General features: G+C 64.0%; 18 protein-coding genes. 11 read left to right on the top strand and 7 right to left on the bottom strand.

Features of this window, described 5'->3' with window-relative positions; genetic code table 11:
• Positions 1 to 68: 68 nt before the first annotated feature.
• Complete coding sequence (gene gltX, locus KYT87_RS02740; RefSeq protein WP_046806093.1) at positions 69 to 1,475, bottom strand: glutamate--tRNA ligase; 1,407 nt, start codon at positions 1,473 to 1,475, stop codon at positions 69 to 71.
• A gap of 119 nt (positions 1,476 to 1,594) precedes the next feature.
• Between gltX and KYT87_RS02745 the strand changes: the two genes are divergently transcribed.
• Positions 1,595 to 4,036 carry a GNAT family N-acetyltransferase gene (locus KYT87_RS02745; RefSeq protein WP_219991661.1) on the top strand — a complete coding sequence of 814 codons (2,442 nt, stop codon included), beginning with the start codon at positions 1,595 to 1,597 and terminating at the stop codon, positions 4,034 to 4,036.
• A 140-nt stretch (positions 4,037 to 4,176) separates the two neighbouring features.
• Here the strand turns inward: KYT87_RS02745 and KYT87_RS02750 are convergent, their stop codons facing one another.
• The 6 genes from KYT87_RS02750 to yjgA form a co-directional block, all read right to left on the bottom strand.
• Positions 4,177 to 4,869: an isochorismatase family cysteine hydrolase gene (locus KYT87_RS02750; protein ID WP_219991662.1), complete on the bottom strand. Its 693-nt coding sequence runs from the start codon at positions 4,867 to 4,869 to the stop codon at positions 4,177 to 4,179.
• A gap of 9 nt (positions 4,870 to 4,878) precedes the next feature.
• Positions 4,879 to 5,715, bottom strand: a complete 837-nt coding sequence (locus tag KYT87_RS02755; protein WP_046806096.1) for an ABC transporter permease — start codon at positions 5,713 to 5,715, stop codon at positions 4,879 to 4,881.
• A 3-nt stretch (positions 5,716 to 5,718) separates the two neighbouring features.
• Positions 5,719 to 6,531 (bottom strand): ABC transporter ATP-binding protein, encoded by an 813-nt coding sequence (locus KYT87_RS02760; protein WP_219991663.1) that lies wholly within the window; start codon positions 6,529 to 6,531, stop codon positions 5,719 to 5,721.
• A complete protein-coding gene (locus KYT87_RS02765) occupies positions 6,531 to 7,526 on the bottom strand; it encodes an ABC transporter substrate-binding protein (RefSeq protein WP_370638768.1) in 996 nt (331 codons plus the stop codon). Before KYT87_RS02765 ends, KYT87_RS02760 begins: the two co-directional genes overlap by 1 nt.
• Positions 7,527 to 7,933: 407 nt before the next feature.
• Positions 7,934 to 8,611, bottom strand: coding sequence for an alpha/beta hydrolase (locus tag KYT87_RS02770; RefSeq protein ID WP_219991665.1), 678 nt, complete (start codon positions 8,609 to 8,611; stop codon positions 7,934 to 7,936).
• Positions 8,612 to 8,640: 29 nt separating this feature from the next.
• A complete protein-coding gene (yjgA, locus tag KYT87_RS02775) occupies positions 8,641 to 9,192 on the bottom strand; it encodes a ribosome biogenesis factor YjgA (protein ID WP_046806100.1) in 552 nt (183 codons plus the stop codon).
• A 58-nt stretch (positions 9,193 to 9,250) separates the two neighbouring features.
• Between yjgA and pmbA the strand changes: the two genes are divergently transcribed.
• From pmbA to argC, 10 genes are all read left to right on the top strand, one after another.
• Positions 9,251 to 10,615 (top strand): metalloprotease PmbA, encoded by a 1,365-nt coding sequence (gene pmbA / locus KYT87_RS02780; protein WP_046806101.1) that lies wholly within the window; start codon positions 9,251 to 9,253, stop codon positions 10,613 to 10,615.
• A 159-nt stretch (positions 10,616 to 10,774) separates the two neighbouring features.
• Positions 10,775 to 11,869 (top strand): TRAP transporter substrate-binding protein, encoded by a 1,095-nt coding sequence (locus KYT87_RS02785; RefSeq protein ID WP_219991666.1) that lies wholly within the window; start codon positions 10,775 to 10,777, stop codon positions 11,867 to 11,869.
• Between the two features lie 259 nt (positions 11,870 to 12,128).
• Positions 12,129 to 13,283, top strand: coding sequence for an ABC transporter substrate-binding protein (locus KYT87_RS02790; protein ID WP_006226687.1), 1,155 nt, complete (start codon positions 12,129 to 12,131; stop codon positions 13,281 to 13,283).
• Between the two features lie 172 nt (positions 13,284 to 13,455).
• The gene (locus tag KYT87_RS02795) at positions 13,456 to 14,337 is read left to right on the top strand and encodes a branched-chain amino acid ABC transporter permease (RefSeq protein ID WP_046806103.1); all 882 of its coding nucleotides are present in this window, start codon (positions 13,456 to 13,458) and stop codon (positions 14,335 to 14,337) included.
• Between the two features lie 3 nt (positions 14,338 to 14,340).
• On the top strand, positions 14,341 to 15,222 hold the full coding sequence (locus KYT87_RS02800) for a branched-chain amino acid ABC transporter permease (protein WP_046806104.1): 882 nt from the start codon (positions 14,341 to 14,343) through the stop codon (positions 15,220 to 15,222).
• Positions 15,215 to 16,003: an ABC transporter ATP-binding protein gene (locus KYT87_RS02805; RefSeq protein ID WP_046806105.1), complete on the top strand. Its 789-nt coding sequence runs from the start codon at positions 15,215 to 15,217 to the stop codon at positions 16,001 to 16,003. The genes KYT87_RS02800 and KYT87_RS02805 overlap by 8 nt, the downstream gene beginning before the upstream one ends.
• Positions 16,004 to 16,058: 55 nt before the next feature.
• Positions 16,059 to 16,769: an ABC transporter ATP-binding protein gene (locus tag KYT87_RS02810; protein WP_046806106.1), complete on the top strand. Its 711-nt coding sequence runs from the start codon at positions 16,059 to 16,061 to the stop codon at positions 16,767 to 16,769.
• A 328-nt stretch (positions 16,770 to 17,097) separates the two neighbouring features.
• Positions 17,098 to 17,526, top strand: a complete 429-nt coding sequence (gene rplM / locus KYT87_RS02815) for a 50S ribosomal protein L13 (RefSeq protein ID WP_006217309.1) — start codon at positions 17,098 to 17,100, stop codon at positions 17,524 to 17,526.
• 9 nt (positions 17,527 to 17,535) lie between these two features.
• Positions 17,536 to 17,928 (top strand): 30S ribosomal protein S9, encoded by a 393-nt coding sequence (gene rpsI, locus KYT87_RS02820; RefSeq protein WP_006217310.1) that lies wholly within the window; start codon positions 17,536 to 17,538, stop codon positions 17,926 to 17,928.
• Between the two features lie 221 nt (positions 17,929 to 18,149).
• The gene (argC, locus tag KYT87_RS02825) at positions 18,150 to 19,214 is read left to right on the top strand and encodes an N-acetyl-gamma-glutamyl-phosphate reductase (protein ID WP_046806107.1); all 1,065 of its coding nucleotides are present in this window, start codon (positions 18,150 to 18,152) and stop codon (positions 19,212 to 19,214) included.
• Positions 19,215 to 19,247 lie beyond the last annotated feature (33 nt).

A 19,247-nucleotide genomic window follows, 5' to 3' on the forward strand; every position in this document is an offset into this window, starting at 1 on the left:
ATCCGGGTTCAGCAGGTCTGTGCCGAGTCGGGCCAGCCTTGCCCGGCCCGGCTTGAAGTCCGTCCTGCTTAGATCGCAGCCAAGCGGGCCAGCACCGTCTGCTTGCCCAGCAGGGCCAGCACGGCGTCGACGGCCGGGGTTTGCGTTTGACCCGTCACCGCCACGCGCAGCGGGATCGCCAGTTGCGGCATCTTCATGCCACGGTCGGCCAGCACGGCCTTGATCAGCGCCGACAGGGCCTCGCGGGTCCAGTCGGTGTCTTGCGCGCGCTGGGCAAAGTCCGCCAACGCTTCGCGCGCGGGGGCGGTCAGGTGCTGCTCGACCAGTTCCGGCGCGGCCGGTGCGAACGGCGCGCAGAACAGCATCGCGCCATCGGCCAATTGTTCCAGCGTTTCAGCGCGGTCTTTCAGCAGGCCCATCACGCCGGGCAGGTCGATTTTTTCAGGGTGGCCGCCCCGGTTCGCCACGCGCGGCGCCACGCGTTCTGCCAGTTCCGCGTTGTCCATCTGCTTGATGTAGTGCGCGTTGACCCAGTTCAGCTTCTTCGGGTCCCATTGCGACGCGGACTTCGACAGGTGCTTGGTGTCGAACCAGGACACCAGCTGCTCGCGCGAGAACAGCTCGTCGTCGCCGTGGCTCCAGCCCAGGCGGGCCAGGTAGTTGATCATGGCCTCGGGCAGGTAGCCGTCGTTGTCATATTCCATGACGTTGACCGCGCCGTGGCGCTTGGACAGCTTTTCGCCGTCCGGGCCCAGGATCATGGGCACGTGGCCGTATTCGGGCAGCGTGGCGCCCAGCGCGCGCAGGATGTTGATCTGGCGCGGCGTGTTGTTGACGTGATCGTCACCGCGCAACACGTGCGTGATGCCCATGTCCCAGTCATCGACCACGACGCAGAAGTTGTACGTGGGCGTGCCGTCCGGGCGCGCAATGATCAGGTCGTCAAGTTCGGTGTTGTCGAAGCTGATGGTGCCTTTGACCATGTCGTTCCAGGACGTGGCGCCTTCTTGCGGGTTCTTGAAGCGCACCACCGGCTTGCGGCCTTCGGGGATGGCGGGCAGCGTCTTTCCCGGCTCGGGGCGCCACGTGCCGTCATAGCGCGGCTTGTCGCCGCGTGCGCGGGCGGCTTCGCGCATGGCTTCCACTTCTTCGGGCGAGCTGTAGCAGTGGTAGGCAGTGCCGGCGGCCAGCATCTGCGCGACCACTTCGCGATAGCGGTCCATGCGCTGCATTTGATAGAAGGGGCCTTCATCGGGCTGCATGCCCAACCACTGCATGCTGTCCAGAATGGCCTCGACCGCTTCCGGCGTGGACCGCTCGACGTCCGTGTCTTCGATGCGCAGCACGAACGTGCCTTGATGGTGGCGCGCGAACGCCCAGGAGAACAGCGCGGTGCGCGCGCCGCCCAAATGCAGAAAGCCCGTGGGCGAAGGCGCGAAGCGCGTACGAATGGGGGAGGTGGCGTTGGAAGTCATAGGTGGCAATGATAGCGGCTGCGGCGCCACAAAAGCGGCGTCAGGCTGGGTCCACATCAAGCGGACGGCGGGCTTGTCTTGTTACGATGAACGGTATTTTAGATTAGGGCGTACCCCCTATGCTGCGACACGCGCTTGCCCCCATGTTCGAACCCAGTTCGCTGGTGATCGTTGCCGACCGGCCACTGCCGGCGGCGGGCTCTCTGTCGCCCGCGCTCAAGGCGAAGACCACGGTGGTCGATTGCCAGGCGGGCGCCGCGCCGGAATTGCCCGCCGCCCTGGAAGGCCTGGCGGCGGGAGCGCGGCCTGATCTGGCCCTGGTTTGCGTGTCGCCCGCCGTGCTGCCGGAAACACTGCGCCGCCTGTCGCCGCTGGCGCCGCGCGCCGTGATCCTGTTGCCGCACGAACTGCCCGATCCGTATCCGCGCGGCACCTGGGCGTTGTGCCGCGCGTGGGCGGAAGAGAACCGCTGCGAACTGCTGGGGCCGCGCTCGTTTGGCGCGCAGCGGCCGCACGCCGGGTTGAACTTCAGCCAGCACCCGGTGCTGGCACGCGCGGGGCGCGTGGCGCTGGTGGCGCAGTCGCGCTCCATCATGGCCGCCGTCATGGACTGGGCCGAAGACGTGCACATCGGCTTTTCCACCGCCGTGTCGCTGGGCGACGAAGCGGTGGTGGGGCTGTCGAAAGTGCTGGATTACCTGGCCAGCGATCCGCGCACCGACAGCATCGTGCTGTACCTGGAAGACGTGGGGCCGGCGCGCGAATTCATGAGCGCGCTGCGCGCCGCGGCCAGCGTAAAGCCCGTCATCGTGCTCAAGGCGGGTCGGTCCGATGCCGACAGCGCCGACGCCATTTTCGACGCCGCCCTGCGCCGCGCGGGCGCGGTGCGCGTGCGCTACTTCGTGCAGCTGTTCTCGGCCGTGAAAGTGCTGGGCTATACGCGCCGCCCCAAGGGCCGGCGCGTGGCGCTGATCTCGAACGGCAGCGGGCCTCCGCAATTGGCCATGGACCTGATCGGCCCCGACGCCGCCGTGCTGCGCGCCGACCTGGCGCCCACCACCCGCCGCGCGCTGGAAGCCATGCTGGAGCCCGACGCCGCCTGCGACAACCCCGTCATTACCTACACGCCGCTGACGCCCGAACGCATCCGCGCCATTCTGGAAACGGTGCTGGACGACACGGGCGTGGATGGCGTGCTGGTGCTGCTGGCGCCTGACGCGCTGGCCGACATGCCCGCCGTGGCGCGCGAGCTGGCGCAGATTGCGCCCAGCGCGAAGAAGCCCGTCGTCACCTGCTTCATGGGCGACGCCGGCATGCGACCGCTGCGCCGCATGCTGGACGATGCGGGCACGTCGGCGTTTCGTACGCCGGAATCGGCCGCCGACGCCTTCGGCGTGCTGGCCTCGCACCACTACAACCAGCAGCTGCTGCTGCAAACGCAACCGCAAGAACCCCCCACCCACGTGCCCGACCTGGCCGCCGCGCGCGAACTCATCGCGCGCGTGCGGGCGGATTGCCGCCGTGAATTGAATACGTCCGAAATCCGGACCTTGCTTGGCCTGTTCTACGTGCCGCTGCGCGACATGCCGGTGGAGGTGGCGTCCGCCGAACCCGAATCCCGCCCCATGGCGATCCGAGTGCGGCGCGATCCGCAATTTGGCCCTGTCATCCGCTTTGGCGCGGGCGGGCCCGACGCGGTGCTGTCCGTGGCCGATCGCGGCATGGATCTGCCGCCGCTCAACGGCTTCCTGGCCCGTCAGCTGATCGAACGCAGCCGGCTGTGGCGCCGTGTGCTGGCGCCGCGTGTGGGCCACATGGCGGCCGAGTCGCTGCAACAGGCCGTGGTGCTGGTGTCTGAAATGGTGTCGGAATTGCCCGACATCGAAACGCTGGATATCGACCCCCTCTACGCCGGTGAAACCCATCTGCGCGCGGGCGGGCTGCGCATGATGCTGACCGAAACGCCGGGCTGTGAAACGCCGCAGACGTCCGGTTATCCGCATATGGCGATCCATCCGTATCCCACGCGGCTGGTGCACGTGCGCCGATTCAATGACGGCATTCCGTGGGTGTTGCGCCCCATCCGCCCGGAAGACGGCGAGGCCTTGCAGGAGTTCATTCGCGGCTTGTCCGAACGGTCGCGCTATATGCGCTTTGTGTCGATGATGCGTGAGCTGACGCCGCGCATGGTGTCGCGTTATACGCAGGTGGATTACCACCGCGAACTGGCGCTGGTGGCGGCCACGCAGGTGCCCAACCCGGCCAACCGCGGCCATCCGCGCGAAGTGATCGTGGGCTTTGCCCACTATCTGCGCAACCCGGACGGGCGCGGTGCGGAATACGCGCTGGTGATCGGCGATGATTGGCAGCGGCGCGGCCTGGGCCGCCAGCTGATGACGGCGCTGATCGACGCCGCGCGCGAGCAGGGGCTGGAATACATTGATGGCCTGGTGCTGTCGACCAACCGGCCCATGCTGGCGCTGATGACCAGCCTGGGCTTTACCAACGACGCCGACCCGGAAGACCCGACGATGCGGCGCGTGTGGCTAAGCCTGGCCTAGGCGCCGACACGGCAGCGCATCGGGTTGGCCCAGCTTGGCCCGGCTCGGCCCGGCCCGGCCTGGCTTGGTCGGGCCTGGCCGGGCCGGGCCGCCCATGATGCACCGCCTGTTGCCGGGCGTAGCCCGACGCGCCGTCGCCGTCAGGGGGTTTTTCGCACCGCCTCGGCCGGCGTCAGCCGCGCCGTTACCTCGTCCACCGACAGCACATCCCCAAAGAACAGCATCCAGCCCTGCAAGGCATGTTCGTGTTCGGCCGGCGTGACCGCCGCCAGCGCGTCGTCGACCATGATGGTGCGAAAGTCGCGCATCATCGCGTCGCGCGCGGTGGATTCGCAGCACACGTTGGTGACGGTGCCGGTGATCAGCAGCGTATCCACGCCCAGCCCGCGCAGCAGCGGTTCAAGCTCTGACGAGCCCGTCGCCATGGCGCTGTAGAAGCGCTTGACGACGCGCGGGTCGGCATCGTCCACGTGCAGGTCGGGGTGCAATTGAAACCCCGGCGAATCGCGGCGCAGCGTTTCCAGGCGCCGCTTGCTGCGTTCGGGCGTCAGCATCACCCCGTGGTGATGCGACCAGAACGCATCGGCGTTGTCCGACGCCGTCTGCACCCACACTACCGTCCCGCCCGCCGCGCGCACCGTGTCGCACAGCCGGTTGATCGGCGCGATGATGTCACGCGCCGGGGCGCATTCGCCTTGATAGCCGGGCAGGGTGAAGTACTGCTGCATGTCGATCACGACCACCGCACAGCGCGCTGCGGGCAGGGTGTCGTAGGGATGCAGGCAACCTTGCCGGGCCACGACGCGGTCTTGTACCCATTGCGGAAATTCCATGACGCCTCCTTAGCCGTAGCGCCGCGCCACGGCGGCTTCGACGCGATAGATGATCAGGTACATCACGCTGGAGATCAGCGCCAGCATGGCAATTGCCGTCATGACGATGTTCAGCTTGAACACCTGGCTGCCGTTCATGATGAGAAAACCCAGGCCGGAATCGGCCGACTGGAATTCGCCCACGATCACGCCCACCAGCGCCAGGCCGATGTTCATCTTCACGGCCGCGATCAACGTGGGCACGCTGCCCGGCAGCACTACCTTGGTCAGCACCTGCCAGCGGCTGGCGCCAAAGGTGTGGGCAAGCTTGACCTTGTTCTGGTCGATGCCGCGAAAGCCCGCGTACACGACCATGATGGTGACGAACACCGCGATAGCGACGGCCATGCCGTACACGGCGTAGTCAGACCCCAGCCACAGATAGAAGATCGGCACGAAGGCAATCTTGGGCATGGCATTGGCCACCACCAGGAAAGGGTCCAGCACCTTGTACAGGAAGTCCGACCACCACAGCGCGGCCGCCACCACGATGCCGATCGCCATGCTCAGGGTGAAGCCGACCAGCGTGGCCGACAGCGTGGTCATGATGTGCTTGGCCAGATGGCCGTTGTTCCACAGGTCGATAAAGGTGGGCCACAGCGCGCTGGGGTAGCTGGTCAGCAGCGGGTTCACGATGTGCATGCGCGGCAGGATTTCCCAGGCGCACAGGAACACGATCAGCAACAACGCCTGGCTTAGCCGGATATTGCGTTTCTTGGCGCGGTCCCGGCGCAGGTAGTCCAGGTATTTGGCGCTGGGCGCGGGTACGGCGCGCAGGGGAACGGTGTTGGCAACGGGGGAATTCATCGGTCAACCCTCCACGTGGACGTCCAGCTCATCCCAGAGCTGTTTGAAATAGGCGTTGAATTCCGGCCGCGAGCGCGCCTGGAAGGGCGTGGGACGCGCACCGTCGCCGTAGTGGATGCGGTACTGGCTTTTCAGCCGGCCGGGGCGGCGCGACAGCACGATGACGCGATCCGTCATGGCGATGGCTTCACCGATATCGTGGGTGACCAGCACCACCGTCTTGCCCTCGCGCCGCAGGATGTCCACGACTTCGTCCGAGATGGCCAGGCGTGTCTGCGAATCCAGCGCCGAGAACGGCTCGTCCAGCAAAATCACGTCCGGTTCGGTGACCAGCGTGCGCGCCAGCGCGGCGCGTTGTCGCATGCCGCCCGACAGCTGTCGCGGCGTGTGCGTCAGGAAAGCGCCCAGCCCGCACTTTTCAAGAATGTGCACGGCGCGCGCCTCGCTGCGCGCGTCGCGCCGGCCTTGGATCTCGGCGCCCAGCATCACGTTGTCCAGGATGGTGCGCCATTCAAACAGATAGTCCTGCTGCAACATGTAGCCGATGCGCGGGTTCGGCTTGGTCACGCTTTGGCCATCGACCATGACGGCGCCCGATGTGGGCGGAATCAGGCCCGCAATCAACGACAGCAAGGTGCTTTTGCCGCATCCGCTTTGGCCGATCAGGCTGACGAATTCGCCCGGCGCCAGCGAGAACGACACGTTCGACAGCGCCTCGGTTTCGCCATCGGTCGTGAAGTACGACAGGCAGACGTCGCGCAGCTCGATTTTTGCCGGGGCGGTGGCCGGCTTCAGGCTATGGATGGCGGCTCCCATTACTGCACCTTGTTGGCAAAGTCGGCCACCACCACGTCCTCGTATTTCACGCGGGCGGAGTCCTTCATGACGGCGCTGGCGATCAGCATGTCCTGCAACTTGTTCATGGCCTCGGCGGTGACCAGTGGCGACGTCTTCCAGATCTGGTATTGCTTGTAGCGCTCGATGGCTTCCGTGACGGCGCCCTGGTCCATGCCCGGGAAGAACGTCATGATCTGCGGCGCCAGCGTTGCGGCCGGCGTGTCCTTCACGTACTTCTCGGCGCGCGCCACCACATTGGTCCAGGCCTGGATGACCTTGGGGTGGTCGCGGATGTATTTGTCGGTAGCGGTGAAGACGGTGTAGTCCACCTGGCCGACTTCATGGCCCACCGACGCGACGATGTACCCCTTGCCGTTGCGCACCAGCTCGCCGGCCTCGGGCTCCAGGAAGATGCCGTATTCACCCTGGCCCGCCATCCAGGCGCCCGCACGCGCCGGGATGCCGATGTTGTTCAGCAGCTTGACGTCTTTTTGCGGATCCAGGCCATGCTTGCGCAACGCGGTTTCCAGGAACACGATGGGGTTCGAGCCGGGTCGAAACCCGATGACTTCCTTGCCCTTGAGCATCGACCAGTCAAACTTGTCGACCGGCTTGCGCGCCAGCAGGAAGAAGCCATCGGTGGCGGTCAGCCCGGCAAAGATCTTCGGTTTGACCGGCGATTCGCTGTTCTGCACATAGATGGAAGCCTCGGGCCCGATCAGCACAATGTCCGCGCTGCCCGACAGCAAGGCGGTCATGCCCTTGTCGGTTCCCTGCGAGGTTTTCATGGACACGTCCAGTCCGGCGTCCTTGAAGTATCCCTGTGACAGGGCCACGTACTTGGGCACGTAAAGCACGGATCGCACCACTTCTTCGTAGCGCACCTTCACGGGGGGATTCAGGGCTTGGGCCTGGGCGGCCAAGGGAGCAAACAGCGCAAGCAGCGCCGCGCCCGCCAGGCGGGGAAGTGGCATGGATTTCACGGGACTTTCTCCTGCGTCTTATATGGCACGCCGAAACCCGGCGCAGCATGGCCAATGGGGTTGAATCGACAGCAACAACAGGGAAGCCCGAACACCAGCAGCCCGGGCCGATAAGGCATGGATCGAATACTATATTCAAGCAGCGAGCGTAGACAAGCTTTTTGGGATTGGCGTTTTTCTCTATGGACGAGCGCCGGCGAAGCCCGGAAAATTCAGGGCTTGAATACCACTTGGTATACCGAAGGGGTTTTTGCCGGATTGTCGGCAGGGGGCTGGAGCCGGCTTGCCTGGGGCAATGCCCAGGCCACGGCGGCGTGCCGCAAGCGGGTCCCGGCAGCCGGCAAGATCAGGCGCGGCGGGGCGGCAAGCCCGGCGCGCGCCTGAACATCACCGCTGCTTCAGGCAAGCACGCTATTCAAGAACGCCGAGATATCGCGGACTTCTTCGGCGCATACCGAATGCGGCATTGGGTACGTGTGCCAGCGCACGTCATAGCCCAGGCGCTTCAATTCCGTCACCGACGCCTCGGCGCGCGCCAGCGACACAACCGGGTCGTGCAGGCCATGCGCCATGAAGATCGGCGTGGCGTGGTTGGCGCTGTGGCGTTCGGCTTCGGCGGTGTTCAGCAGCGGCAGATAGCCCGACAGCGCCATCATGCCCGCCAGCTTTTCGGTCAGCCGCAAGCCGGTGTGCAAGGTCATCGCGCTGCCTTGCGAGAAGCCCGCCAGCACGATGTTCGACGTCGGGATGCCGCGCGCGTTTTCACGCGCGATCAGCTTGTGGATGGCGGCTTCGGAAGCGCGGATGCCCTTGGCGTCTTCCACACGGACCAGGTCCATGACCAAAATGTCATACCAGGACCGCATCGACATGCCGTTGTTGATCGTCACGCGCTGCACCGGCGCGTTCGGAAACACAAAGCGCACGCCCAGCCCTGCGGGCAGGTCCAGTTCCGGCACGATGGGGGCGAAGTCGTTGCCATCCGCGCCCAAGCCGTGCAGCCAGATGACGGCGTGCGTGGGGTTGGGGGCGGTTTCGATCTCGATGCAGTCGAGCAGGTCGTTGGAAGCGTTCATGGACGGCCGAAAAAAATCAAAAGGGGGAATCAGAGCGTCAAGGTCTTCAAGGCCTGGAACAGCGCGCGATAGTGCTTCTTTTGCGGCTCCTGGCCTTGCAGCAGCGAGGCATTGCCCAGCTTTTCCTTGCGCGCGGCGCGGATCAGCGTGCGCAATTGCTGCGCATCCGCTTGTGGGTTGTTCGCCAGCAGCTTGGTCAACGTGTCGTCGTCGTCCAGCAGGCGGTCGCGCAGGGCTTCCAGCCGGTGCATGGCGGCGGTTTCTTCGCGCGAGCCGTTTTCCCACACATCCAGCTGGGCGCGGATCTCGTCGGCGGGCGCGTCGCGCATCAGCTTGCCCACAAAGTGGATCTGCCGGCGGCGGCCTTCGCGGCCCGTCGTGCGCTGCGCCGTGCGGATTGCCTCATAGAGGCGCTCGGCCAGCGGCAATTGCTTGAGGCGGTCGGGGGACAGTTCGATCAGCTGTTTGCCCAGGTCCAGCAAGGCGTGCATTTCACGCTTGACCTGGGACTTGCTGGGACGGTCGTAGCCGTTCTCGTCGTAACCGTCGTCGACGGATTCTTCTTCAGTATGGGAATTCATGGAAAACTGCGCAATGACAGACTTGGCTATGATAACCGTCTCTGCAAATTGGACAGCAATGGTTAAAACCTCCTCATCCTTGCCGCTGGCGGCGAATCACGCGCGTTTTTCCGAACTCGTTGAGCAAACCCTCGCCTACGCGCGCCAGATTGGCGCTTCGGACGCGGCGGCGGAAGTCTCGGAAAGCCTGGGGCTGTCGGTCTCGGTCCGCAAGAACGACATCGAAACCGTTGAGCAGACACGCGATCGCTCGCTGGACCTGACGGTCTACGCCGGCCAAAGCCGCGGGTCGGCCTCGACGTCCGACTTCTCTGAAGCCGCCCTGCGCCAGACGGTCGAAGCCGCCTGGCACATCGCCCGCCACACCGCCGCCGATCCGGCCGCCGGCCTGCCCGACGCCGACCAACTGGCCACGGAATTCCCCGATCTGGACCTGCACCACGCCTGGACGGTGTCCACCGAGGAAGCCGCCGAACTCGCCTTGCGCGCCGAACGCGCGGCGCGTGACGTCGATCCGCGCATCACGAATACCGATGGCGCCACCGTGGGCACCTACGAAGGCCAGTTCGTCATGGGCAACAGCCGTGGCTTTATGGGCGGCTACCCGTATTCGCGCCACAGCCTGTCCGTGGCGCCTATCGCCGGCCGGGGCAACGGCATGCAGCGCGACTACTGGTACACGTCCGAACGCGATCCGGCCAACCTGGCATCGCCCGAAGCCATCGGCCGCTACGCCGCCGAACGCACGTTGTCGCGCCTGTCGGCCCGCCGCATTCGCACCGGCAAGTTCCCGGTCCTGTTCGAAGCGCCCCTGGCGCTGGGCCTGGTCGGCGCGCTGACGCAAGCCGTCAACGGCGGGGCGCTGTATCGCAAGGCCAGCTTTCTGCTGGACGCGCTGGGCAAGCCCATTTTCCCCAAGCACATCAACCTGACCGAAGATCCGCACATTCCCGGCGCGATGGGCAGTTCGCCGTTTGACGACGAAGGCGTGCGCACCCGCCGCCGCAACGTCGTGTCGGCCGGCGTGCTGGAAGGCTACTTCCTGTCCAGCTACACCGCGCGCAAGTTGGGCATGGCCACCACCGGCAACGCCGGCGGCTCGCACAACCTGGTGTTCAGTTCCACGCTGACCAAGCGCGGCGACGATTTCGAAGCCATGCTCAAGAAGATGGGCACGGGCTTCCTGGTCACCGAGCTGATCGGTCAGGGCGTCAACTACGTCACCGGCGATTACTCGCGCGGTGCGTTTGGCTACTGGGTGGAAAACGGCAAGATCCAGCACGCGGTGCAGGAAATCACCATCGCCGGCAATCTGGCCGACATGTTCCAGCAGATCGTTGCGGTGGGCGCGGACACCATTTCGCGGGGCACGAAGACTACCGGCTCGATCCTGATCGAGCAAATGGCCATCGCCGGCACCTGAGCCATGAGCGCGCTCGCGGGCGCGCTCATCCATCCTGCCGAATGCATTGGGATGGGGGCCGCGCGGCTGGGGAATTCCTCTAGCGCCCGGCACGGCCTCACCGTGTAATATCCGGCGGGTATTGCTCGACGTACCCCGAAGCTGCTGAGGAGCATTGCGATGCAACGACGTTCATTCTTGAAGCATGCCGGACTGGGCGCCGTTGCAACCGGCGCCGCCGTCAGCGCGCCTGCGTTCGCGCAAGACATGCCGTCCTTGAGCTGGCGCCTTGCCTCTGCATTTCCCAGCGCGCTGGACTTGCGCATCGGCGCGGGCGAACAGTTTTGCAAGTTCGTCACGGAATCCACCGGCGGCAAGTTCAATATCCGTCATTTCCCGGAAGGGGAAATCGTACCGGCTGCCGACCTGCTTGAAGCCGTCTCCACCAACAAGGTGGAATGCGGACACGGCTCGTCGCGCGCCTATCACGCCAAGAACCCCGCCTTTTGCTTCGATGCCGCCGTGCCCTTCGGGCTGACCGCGCGCCAGATGAACGCGTGGATGAGCGAGGGCGACGGCCTGCGCCTGACCCGCGAACTGTTCAAACCCGAAAAGATCATCAACTTCCCGCTGGGCAATACCGGCGCCCAGATGGGCGGCTGGTACACGCGGGAAATCAAGCGCCAGGCTGACCTGAAAGACCTGAAGATGCGCGTCTCCGGCCTTGGCGCCGACGTGCTGGCCCGGCTGGGCGTAGCGCCGCAGCCGGTCACCCAGGTGCCGCTTGCCGAGGCCTTCGACAAAGAAGGGCTGCAAGCCATCGCGGGGGCGGGCGCCTATGACGACGCCAAGCTGGGCTTCAATAAAGTAGCTAAGTATTACTACGGACCCGGCTGGTGGGTGCCCGGCGAGCAGCTGTCGCTATATATCAATGACGACGCCTGGAACAAGCTGCCCAAGCATTACCAGTCCATCGTGCAGGCTGCCGCCTTGGCCGCTCATGTGTCGCTGACCGCCCGCTACGACGCGCGCAACCCCTCAGCGCTGGCGCAACTGGCGGCAAGCGGCGTGCAAGTGCGCGCTTTTCCGCGATCCATCATGGACGTGGCATTCGAGGCCACGCAGCAGGTCTACAAGGACTTGTCGGCCAAAGACCCGAAATTCAAGGCAATACACGACAGTTACATGGGCTTTCGCGACAGCGAAATGCCGTGGTTCCGCCTGACCGAAAACGCTTACGGCCAGTACGTGGCCGTGGCGTTGTCGGGACGGTAGAAGGAGGGCGCCGGACGCCGAATGGCATTCGGTGCAAAGTAGGGTTTTTGCTAGTAATAGCGCATTTTTTACAAAAAAATGGGCGGTTTTCGGGCTTTTCTCGAACCACATTCGAGTTTCGGCCTGATACAAAGGAGTAATATCCCGGGTCTTGACGCGCAATCATGGCGCCTTTAGGCGGCATATGACGTCAATCCGGCGGGATTACACCAGCCCGGATTACCAATATTCCGAGACAGACTTTAAGGTGGTATCAACCATGCAATCCAAGACCAAGAAGCTGCTGGCTGCGCTGATCGCCGCTGGTATCGTCCCGGCTGCGCACGCGGCTGACATCAAGCTGGGCGTGGCAGAAGCCCTGTCCGGCGGCGCCGCCCAGTACGGCGTGTCGATCCGTAATGGTTTCCAGCTTGCCGCTGATGAAATCAACGCTGCGGGTGGCATCAACGGCAACAAGCTGGTGCTGGTTGTCGAAGACGAACAAGGCAAGAAAGAAGAAGCCATCAACGTCTTCAAGAAACTGATTTTCAAAGACAACGTCCTGATGGTCTTTGGCCCGACGCTGTCCAACTCGGCCCAAGCCGCTGACCCGATCGCGCAAGCGGCCAAGACGGTCGCCTTCGGCACGTCCAACACCGCCGATGGCATCACCTCCATCGGCAACTACGTGTTCCGCAACTCGGTCACCGAAGCCGACGTGCTGCCGGCCACGATTTCCACCGTCAAGGCAAAGACCGGCCTGAAGAACGTGGCCGTGCTTTACGGTAACGACGACGTCTTCACCAAGAGCGGCTACGACAACTTCAAGAAGGCGCTGGAAGACCAGAAGATCCCGGTCACCACGACCGAAACGTTCGCCAAGGGCGACGTGGACTTCAAGGCCCAGCTGACCAAGATCAAGGGCACCAACCCCGACGCCATCGTGCTGTCCGCACTGCTGGCCGAAGGCGCCCCTATCATGGTGCAGGCGCGCCAACTGGGCCTGAACGTGCCCGTCATCGGCGGCAACGGCATGAACTCGGTCAAGATTTTCGACCTGGCCCCTGGCGGCGCATCGAACAATCTGTGGATCGGCAGCCCGTGGTCGATCGAGAACAAGGCCCCCGAGAACGTTAAGTTCATCGACGCCTACAAGGCCAAGTTCAACGGTTCGCCGGACCAGTTCGCGGCTCAGTCGTATGACGCCATGTACATCGTGGCCCAGGCACTGAAGAACACCAAGATCACCGGCGAATTGCCCAAGGACCGTGCCGCGCTGCGCGACGCGCTGCCGTCCGTGACCTGGACCGGCGCCACCGGCGCGTTCAAGTTCCGCCAAGCCAACGACCGCGCCGGCAAGCCCGCCGGCTACGACGCCGACCAGGCGCCGATCGTCAGCGTGACCAAGGACGGCAAGTACGTCATCGAAAAGTAAGCGCTACGCATCCCCGCGCGGGGGGATGCGCCTTGCGGCCAGCCCACAGGCTGGCCGCAAGGCGCTTTTTATCGCAGGGCCGTCCCAATAAAAGCCATGCCGTCTTCGCGGGCGGCGTCAGGCCATGCAGTGGGCGCTGCATGGGGCCCTCATAGATCTGGAAAGTCCCATCATGTTCGAACAACAATTCGTCAATGCCTTGTCGCTGGGCTGTGTGTATGCACTGTTCGCGCTGGGCTTCACGCTGATCTTCGGCGTGCTCGGGGTGATCAACCTGGCGCATGGCGCCGTCTTCATGGTTGGCGCCTACGCGGCACTGTTCGTGGTTCAGCAATTCGGCCTGCCCTTGTGGGCGGCGCTGATGGTCGCGTTCTTTGTGGCCGGCTTCACCGGGGTCATCATCGATTACCTGGTCCTCAAGCCGCTGCGCAAGCGCAACGCACCCCACTTGATCCCCATGATCGCCACGATTGGCGTGGGCATCATCCTGAATAACGGCGCCCAGAGCATCTTTGGCGCCAGCAACCTGCGCTTTCCGCACGGTACCGTGCCCGAGGAAGTGATCGAGGTCGCCGGCCTGCATCTGACCGTGATCGAGCTGGGCATCATCTTCCTGTCGTTCGCGTTGATGGCCGTGCTGATGTACGTCATGCGCCGCACGCAGTTCGGCCGCGCGCTGCGCGCCATCGCCGAATCGCCCAAGGCCGCGTGGCTGCTTGGCATCAACGTTGAAAAGCTGTTCGTCACGACCTCGTTCGCCGCCGCCGCCCTGGGTGGCGTGGCCGGCGTGCTGATCGGCCTGTATTCGAACGCGCTGTTCCCGCTGATGGGCCAGCCGATGCTGCACAAGGGCATCGCGGTCATCATCCTGGGCGGCATGGGCGACATACGCGGCGCCATGCTGGGCGGTCTGTTCCTGGGATTCGCCGAGGTGCTGTCGGTGGCCTACATCGGCTCCACCATGCGCGACGCGGTGGCTTTCGGCCTGCTGTTCCTGATCCTGCTGGTGCGCCCGCAAGGTCTGTTCGGCAAAGTGGTTCAACGCAAGGCTTAAAGAATGAGCGGATTCGAAAACTTCTGGGCCATTTACGGCAACCTGGTGCTTACGCTGGGCACCAACGCATTGCTGGCCCTCTCCATCTGGCTGACCCTGGCCTGCGGCATGCTGGCCATGGCCAACGCCGCCTTCATGGGCATCGGGGCGTACACCGCCGCGCTGCTCACCATGAACTACGACGCGCCGTTCTCGGTTGCGCTGGCCGGGGGCATGGCCGCGCCCGCGCTGGTGGCGGCGTTGATCGGTTTGCCAACCTTGCGCCTGTCCGGGGTCTACCTGGCCATGGCCACGCTGGGCTTTGGCGAAGTGGTGCGCGTCACCATCCTGAACACCGAATCCATCACGGGCGGCGCGCTGGGGCTGAACGGCATCCCGCAGCTGACGCAGTGGTGGCATGTGGTGCTGGCGGTCGTCATCGTGCTGTTCGTGCTGTGGCGCGTGCGCGCCTCCAAGATCGGACGCTCGTTCGACGCCATTCGTGGCGACGAAACGGCGGCCGGCTTGATGGGCATCGACGTGCGCGCCAACAAGATGCTGGCCTTCGTGGCCGGCGCGATGATCGCGGGTCTGGCCGGCGCCCTGAACGCGCACCTGACCTTCTTCATCGGTCCCAATGAATACGGTTTCGACCGTGGCGTTGAAATCCTGACCATGGCCATCCTGGGCGGCATCGGCGGTTTGGCCGGTCCCGTGCTGGGCAGCTTCATCATTACCGTGTTGCCCGAGCTGCTGCGCGGTTTTGCGGATCTGCGCCTGGTCGCCAACGGAGTGATTCTGGTGGTGATTGTGTTGTTCCTGCCGCAAGGCATCTGGGATCCGGCGCGCTTCAAGCGCTGGATGCGTCAAGGCCGGGGCGGCCAGGGGGGCAAGCGCCATGCTTGAGCTTTCTTCCGTCTCCAAGAGCTTCGGCGGCCTGCATGTGCTGCATGACGTCAACCTGTCGGTGCCCGAGGGTTCCATCTTCGGTTTGATCGGCCCGAACGGCGCCGGCAAGACCACGGTGTTCAACCTGATCACCGGCCTGTTGCCGCCCAGCGGCGGCACCATCACGTTCAACGGCCAAAGCGTCCTGTCCAAGAAGCCGCACAGCATCACGCGCATGGGCATCGCCCGCACGTTCCAGAATATTCGTCTCTTCAAAGAGATGACGCTGCTGGAAAACGTGGTGGTGGGCGCCTATCGGCACATGAACTACGGCTTTCCCAGCCTGCTGCTGGGCCTGCCGGGTTACCGCGAGCACGAAAAACGTGCCCGCGAGCGCGCGCACGAATTGCTGACGTGGATGCGCCTGGATCACAAGGCAAACGATCTGGCCGACAACCTGTCCTACGGCGAACAGCGCCGCCTGGAGCTGGCGCGCGCGCTGGCCACCGAGCCCAAGCTGTTGCTGCTGGACGAGCCGGTCGCCGGCATGAATACCGGCGAACGCGCCGAGCTCATGCGCGAGATCCTGGCCATTCGGGATCGCGGCTACACCATCCTGATGATCGAACACGACATGCGCTTCGTCATGGGCCTGTGCGAACGCATCGCGGTGCTGAACTTTGGCAAGATCATCGCTTGCGGCGGCCCCGACGAAATCCGCAACAACGAGCAGGTCATCGAGGCCTATCTGGGCCGCGAAGACGACGAAGACACCGAACAAGTGGAGGCCGCCAAATGAGTCGCCGGGCTGCTCCCAAGATGAATACCGTAGCGCGTTGCGCGGAGGCTGCACAATGAGCGCAATGCTTGAAGTCCGCGGACTCGAAGTCAACTACGGCCACATCGAAGCCGTGCGCGGCATCGACCTGGACCTGAACGCCAACGAGATCACCGCCCTGGTCGGCGCCAACGGCGCCGGCAAGTCCACCACGCTGCTGGCGCTGTCGGGCCTGTTGCCCAAGGCGCGCGGCCGCGTCCTGTTCGAAGGCGAAGACATCACCAACCTGGCGCCGCACCAACTGGTGGCGCGCGGGATCGTGCAGGTCCCGGAAGGCCGCGCCATCCTGACCACCATGACGGTGCTGGAAAACCTGGAGTTGGGCGCGTATCGCCGTGGCCTGAAGAACGTGGCTTCCGACCTGGAATACGTGTTCAACCTGTTTCCGCGCCTGAAGGAACGGATCACGGGCATCGCCGGCAACCTGTCGGGTGGCGAACAACAGATGCTGGCGATTGGCCGGGCCCTGATGGCCAAGCCGCGCCTGCTGCTGCTGGACGAGCCGTCCATGGGCCTGGCGCCGATCGTCGTGCAGGAAATTTTCCGTTCGCTGCGCGCCATCAACGCCGATGGGCTGACCCTGTTCCTGGTGGAGCAGAACGTGCGTCAGGCGCTGAAGATCGCGCAAAGCGGGTATGTGCTGGAAAACGGCGCCATGGCGCTGACCGGCACGGGCCGCGAACTGCTGGGCCACCCGCGCGTGCTGGAAGCCTACCTGGGCGCCTGATCGCGCCGGGCTCTGGCCGGCCCGGGTGCTAGCGATTTGTCCCCGGATTTGTCTGTGCGCTGGCTGCAACGTTGCTTGCGGCCAGCCGCCACCTGACTTCTTTTCGCTTGCCCAATCTTTGAGCAGCCGTGTTAGAATTTCAGGCTTTCCCTCATTTTGACTATTGCACGGGCGGGTAATAACGCTTAGGCGGGACGTCGATAAAGGCAAAACCCCGAACCGAATCCTTGGGTTGCGGTTCATCAGGTTTTTGGTTTTTGCCCAGTTGGGGAAAGAACACTGGCTAGACGTTCTAGTCAGCAAGAACTTTTTATTCTTAGGAACCATCATGAAGACCTTTGTGGCCAAGCCGCATGAAGTCCAACGTGACTGGTTTGTGATCGACGCCAAGGGCAAAGTCCTCGGTCGTGTGGCCAGCGAAGTCGCACGTCGTCTGCGTGGCAAGCACAAACCTGAATTCACGCCGCACGTTGATACTGGCGATTACATCGTCATCATCAACGCTTCCGATATCGTCGTTACCGGTACCAAGGCGAAGGACAAGAAGTACTTCCGCCACACCACGTACCCGGGCGGTATCCGCGAAACGAACTTCGAGAAAATGCAAGAGCGTTTTCCCGGTCGCGCCATTCAGAAGGCCGTCAAGGGCATGCTGCCCAAGGGTCCTCTGGGCTACGCCATGATCAAGAAGCTGAAGGTCTATGCTGGTGCCGAGCACCCGCACACCGCCCAGCAGCCCAAGACGCTGGATATCTAAGGAAACGCCATGATCGGTAACTGGAATTACGGAACCGGCCGTCGCAAAACTTCGGTGGCTCGCGTTTTCATCAAGAAGGGCACGGGTAAGATCGTTGTCAACGGCAAGCCCGTTGACGATTTCTTCGCCCGCGAAACTGGTCGCATGATCGTGCGCCAACCGCTGGAACTGACCGGCCACCTGGAATCGTTTGACATCAAAGTCAACGTCCACGGCGGCGGCGAAACCGGCCAGGCTGGCGCAGTCCGTCACGGCATCACGCGTGCCCTGATCGACTACGACGCGACCCTGAAGCCCGCACTGTCGCAAGCTGGCTTTGTGACCCGCGATGCCCGTGAAGTCGAACGTAAGAAGGTCGGCTTCCGCAAGGCACGTCGTCGCAAGCAGTTCAGCAAGCGTTAATGTTGCTGCAAAAAACCCGCTTCGGCGGGTTTTTTGTTTTTGGGCATTGATGGCGGGTGGGTGTCCGATTTGTCCCGCCCGCCTTCTGCAACGCGGAACTCCGCGCCGCCTTTTTCGGTCGGATGAGTCCAGATCGTTCCACGCGATGCTCGCGTCGGCGCAACCCTGTATTCTCCGGGCGATACAATCTGTTTTCGTCCTACGAAGAGTTCATACCTATCATGGCCCAAGCATCGAATACCCGTATCAAGGTTGGTATTGTCGGCGGCACCGGATACACCGGCGTCGAGCTGCTGCGCTTGCTGTCGCAGCATCCCAATGTGGAATTGACCGCCATCACGTCCCGCAAGGAAGACGGCTTGCCGGTCGCTGATATGTATCCGAACCTGCGCGGTCGCGTGAATCTGGCCTTCTCCGCACCGGAAAAGGCGTCGCTGACCGAATGCGACGTGGTGTTTTTCGCGACCCCGCACGGGGTGGCGATGGCGCAAGCGCAAGAGCTGCTGGCCGCCGGAACCCGCATCATCGATCTGGCAGCGGACTTCCGCCTGCAGGACATCCCGACGTTCGAACGTTGGTACAAAATCCCCCACACGTGCCCCGAAATTCTGGCTGAAGCCCAGTACGGCCTGGTTGAGCTGAACCGCGAAGCCATCGCCAAGGCGCGCGTGATCGGCAACCCCGGCTGCTACCCGACCACCGTGCTGCTGGGTCTGGCCCCGTTGCTGGAAGGCGGCAAGGCCCTGGTCGACACGCAATCCCTGATCGCCGACTGCAAGTCGGGCGTGTCGGGCGCCGGGCGCAAGGCCGAGGTTGGCTCGCTGTTTTCCGAAGCGTCCGACAACTTCAAGGCGTACGGCGTGTCGGGCCACCGTCACCACCCGGAAATTTCGTCGCAGCTGGAAAAGATCTCCGGTGGCAAGGTCGGTCTGACTTTCGTGCCGCATCTGGTGCCGATGATCCGTGGCATGTTCTCGACGTTGTACGCGCGCATCCTGCCCGAAGCGCGCGACACGGACTTCCAGGCCCTGTTCGAAGAGCGTTACGCCAACGAGCCTTTTGTTGACGTCATGCCCGCCGGCAGCCTGCCCGAGACCCGGTCGGTGCGCGCGTCCAACAACCTGCGCATCGCCCTTAGCCGCCCCGACAACGGTGACCTGCTGATCGTCATGGTCGTGCAGGACAACCTGGTCAAGGGCGCTGCCGGCCAGGCCGTGCAGAACATGAACCTGATGTTCGGGTTTACCGAATCCACGGGCCTGGATCAGGTGGCAATCCTGCCTTGAGGCTTTGCACGGGCCGGCGGCGCAAGTGGCCGG

The sequence above is a fragment of the Achromobacter sp. ES-001 genome (assembly GCF_019448355.1).
Classification (GTDB): Bacteria; Pseudomonadota; Gammaproteobacteria; order Burkholderiales; family Burkholderiaceae_B; genus Achromobacter; species Achromobacter spanius_B.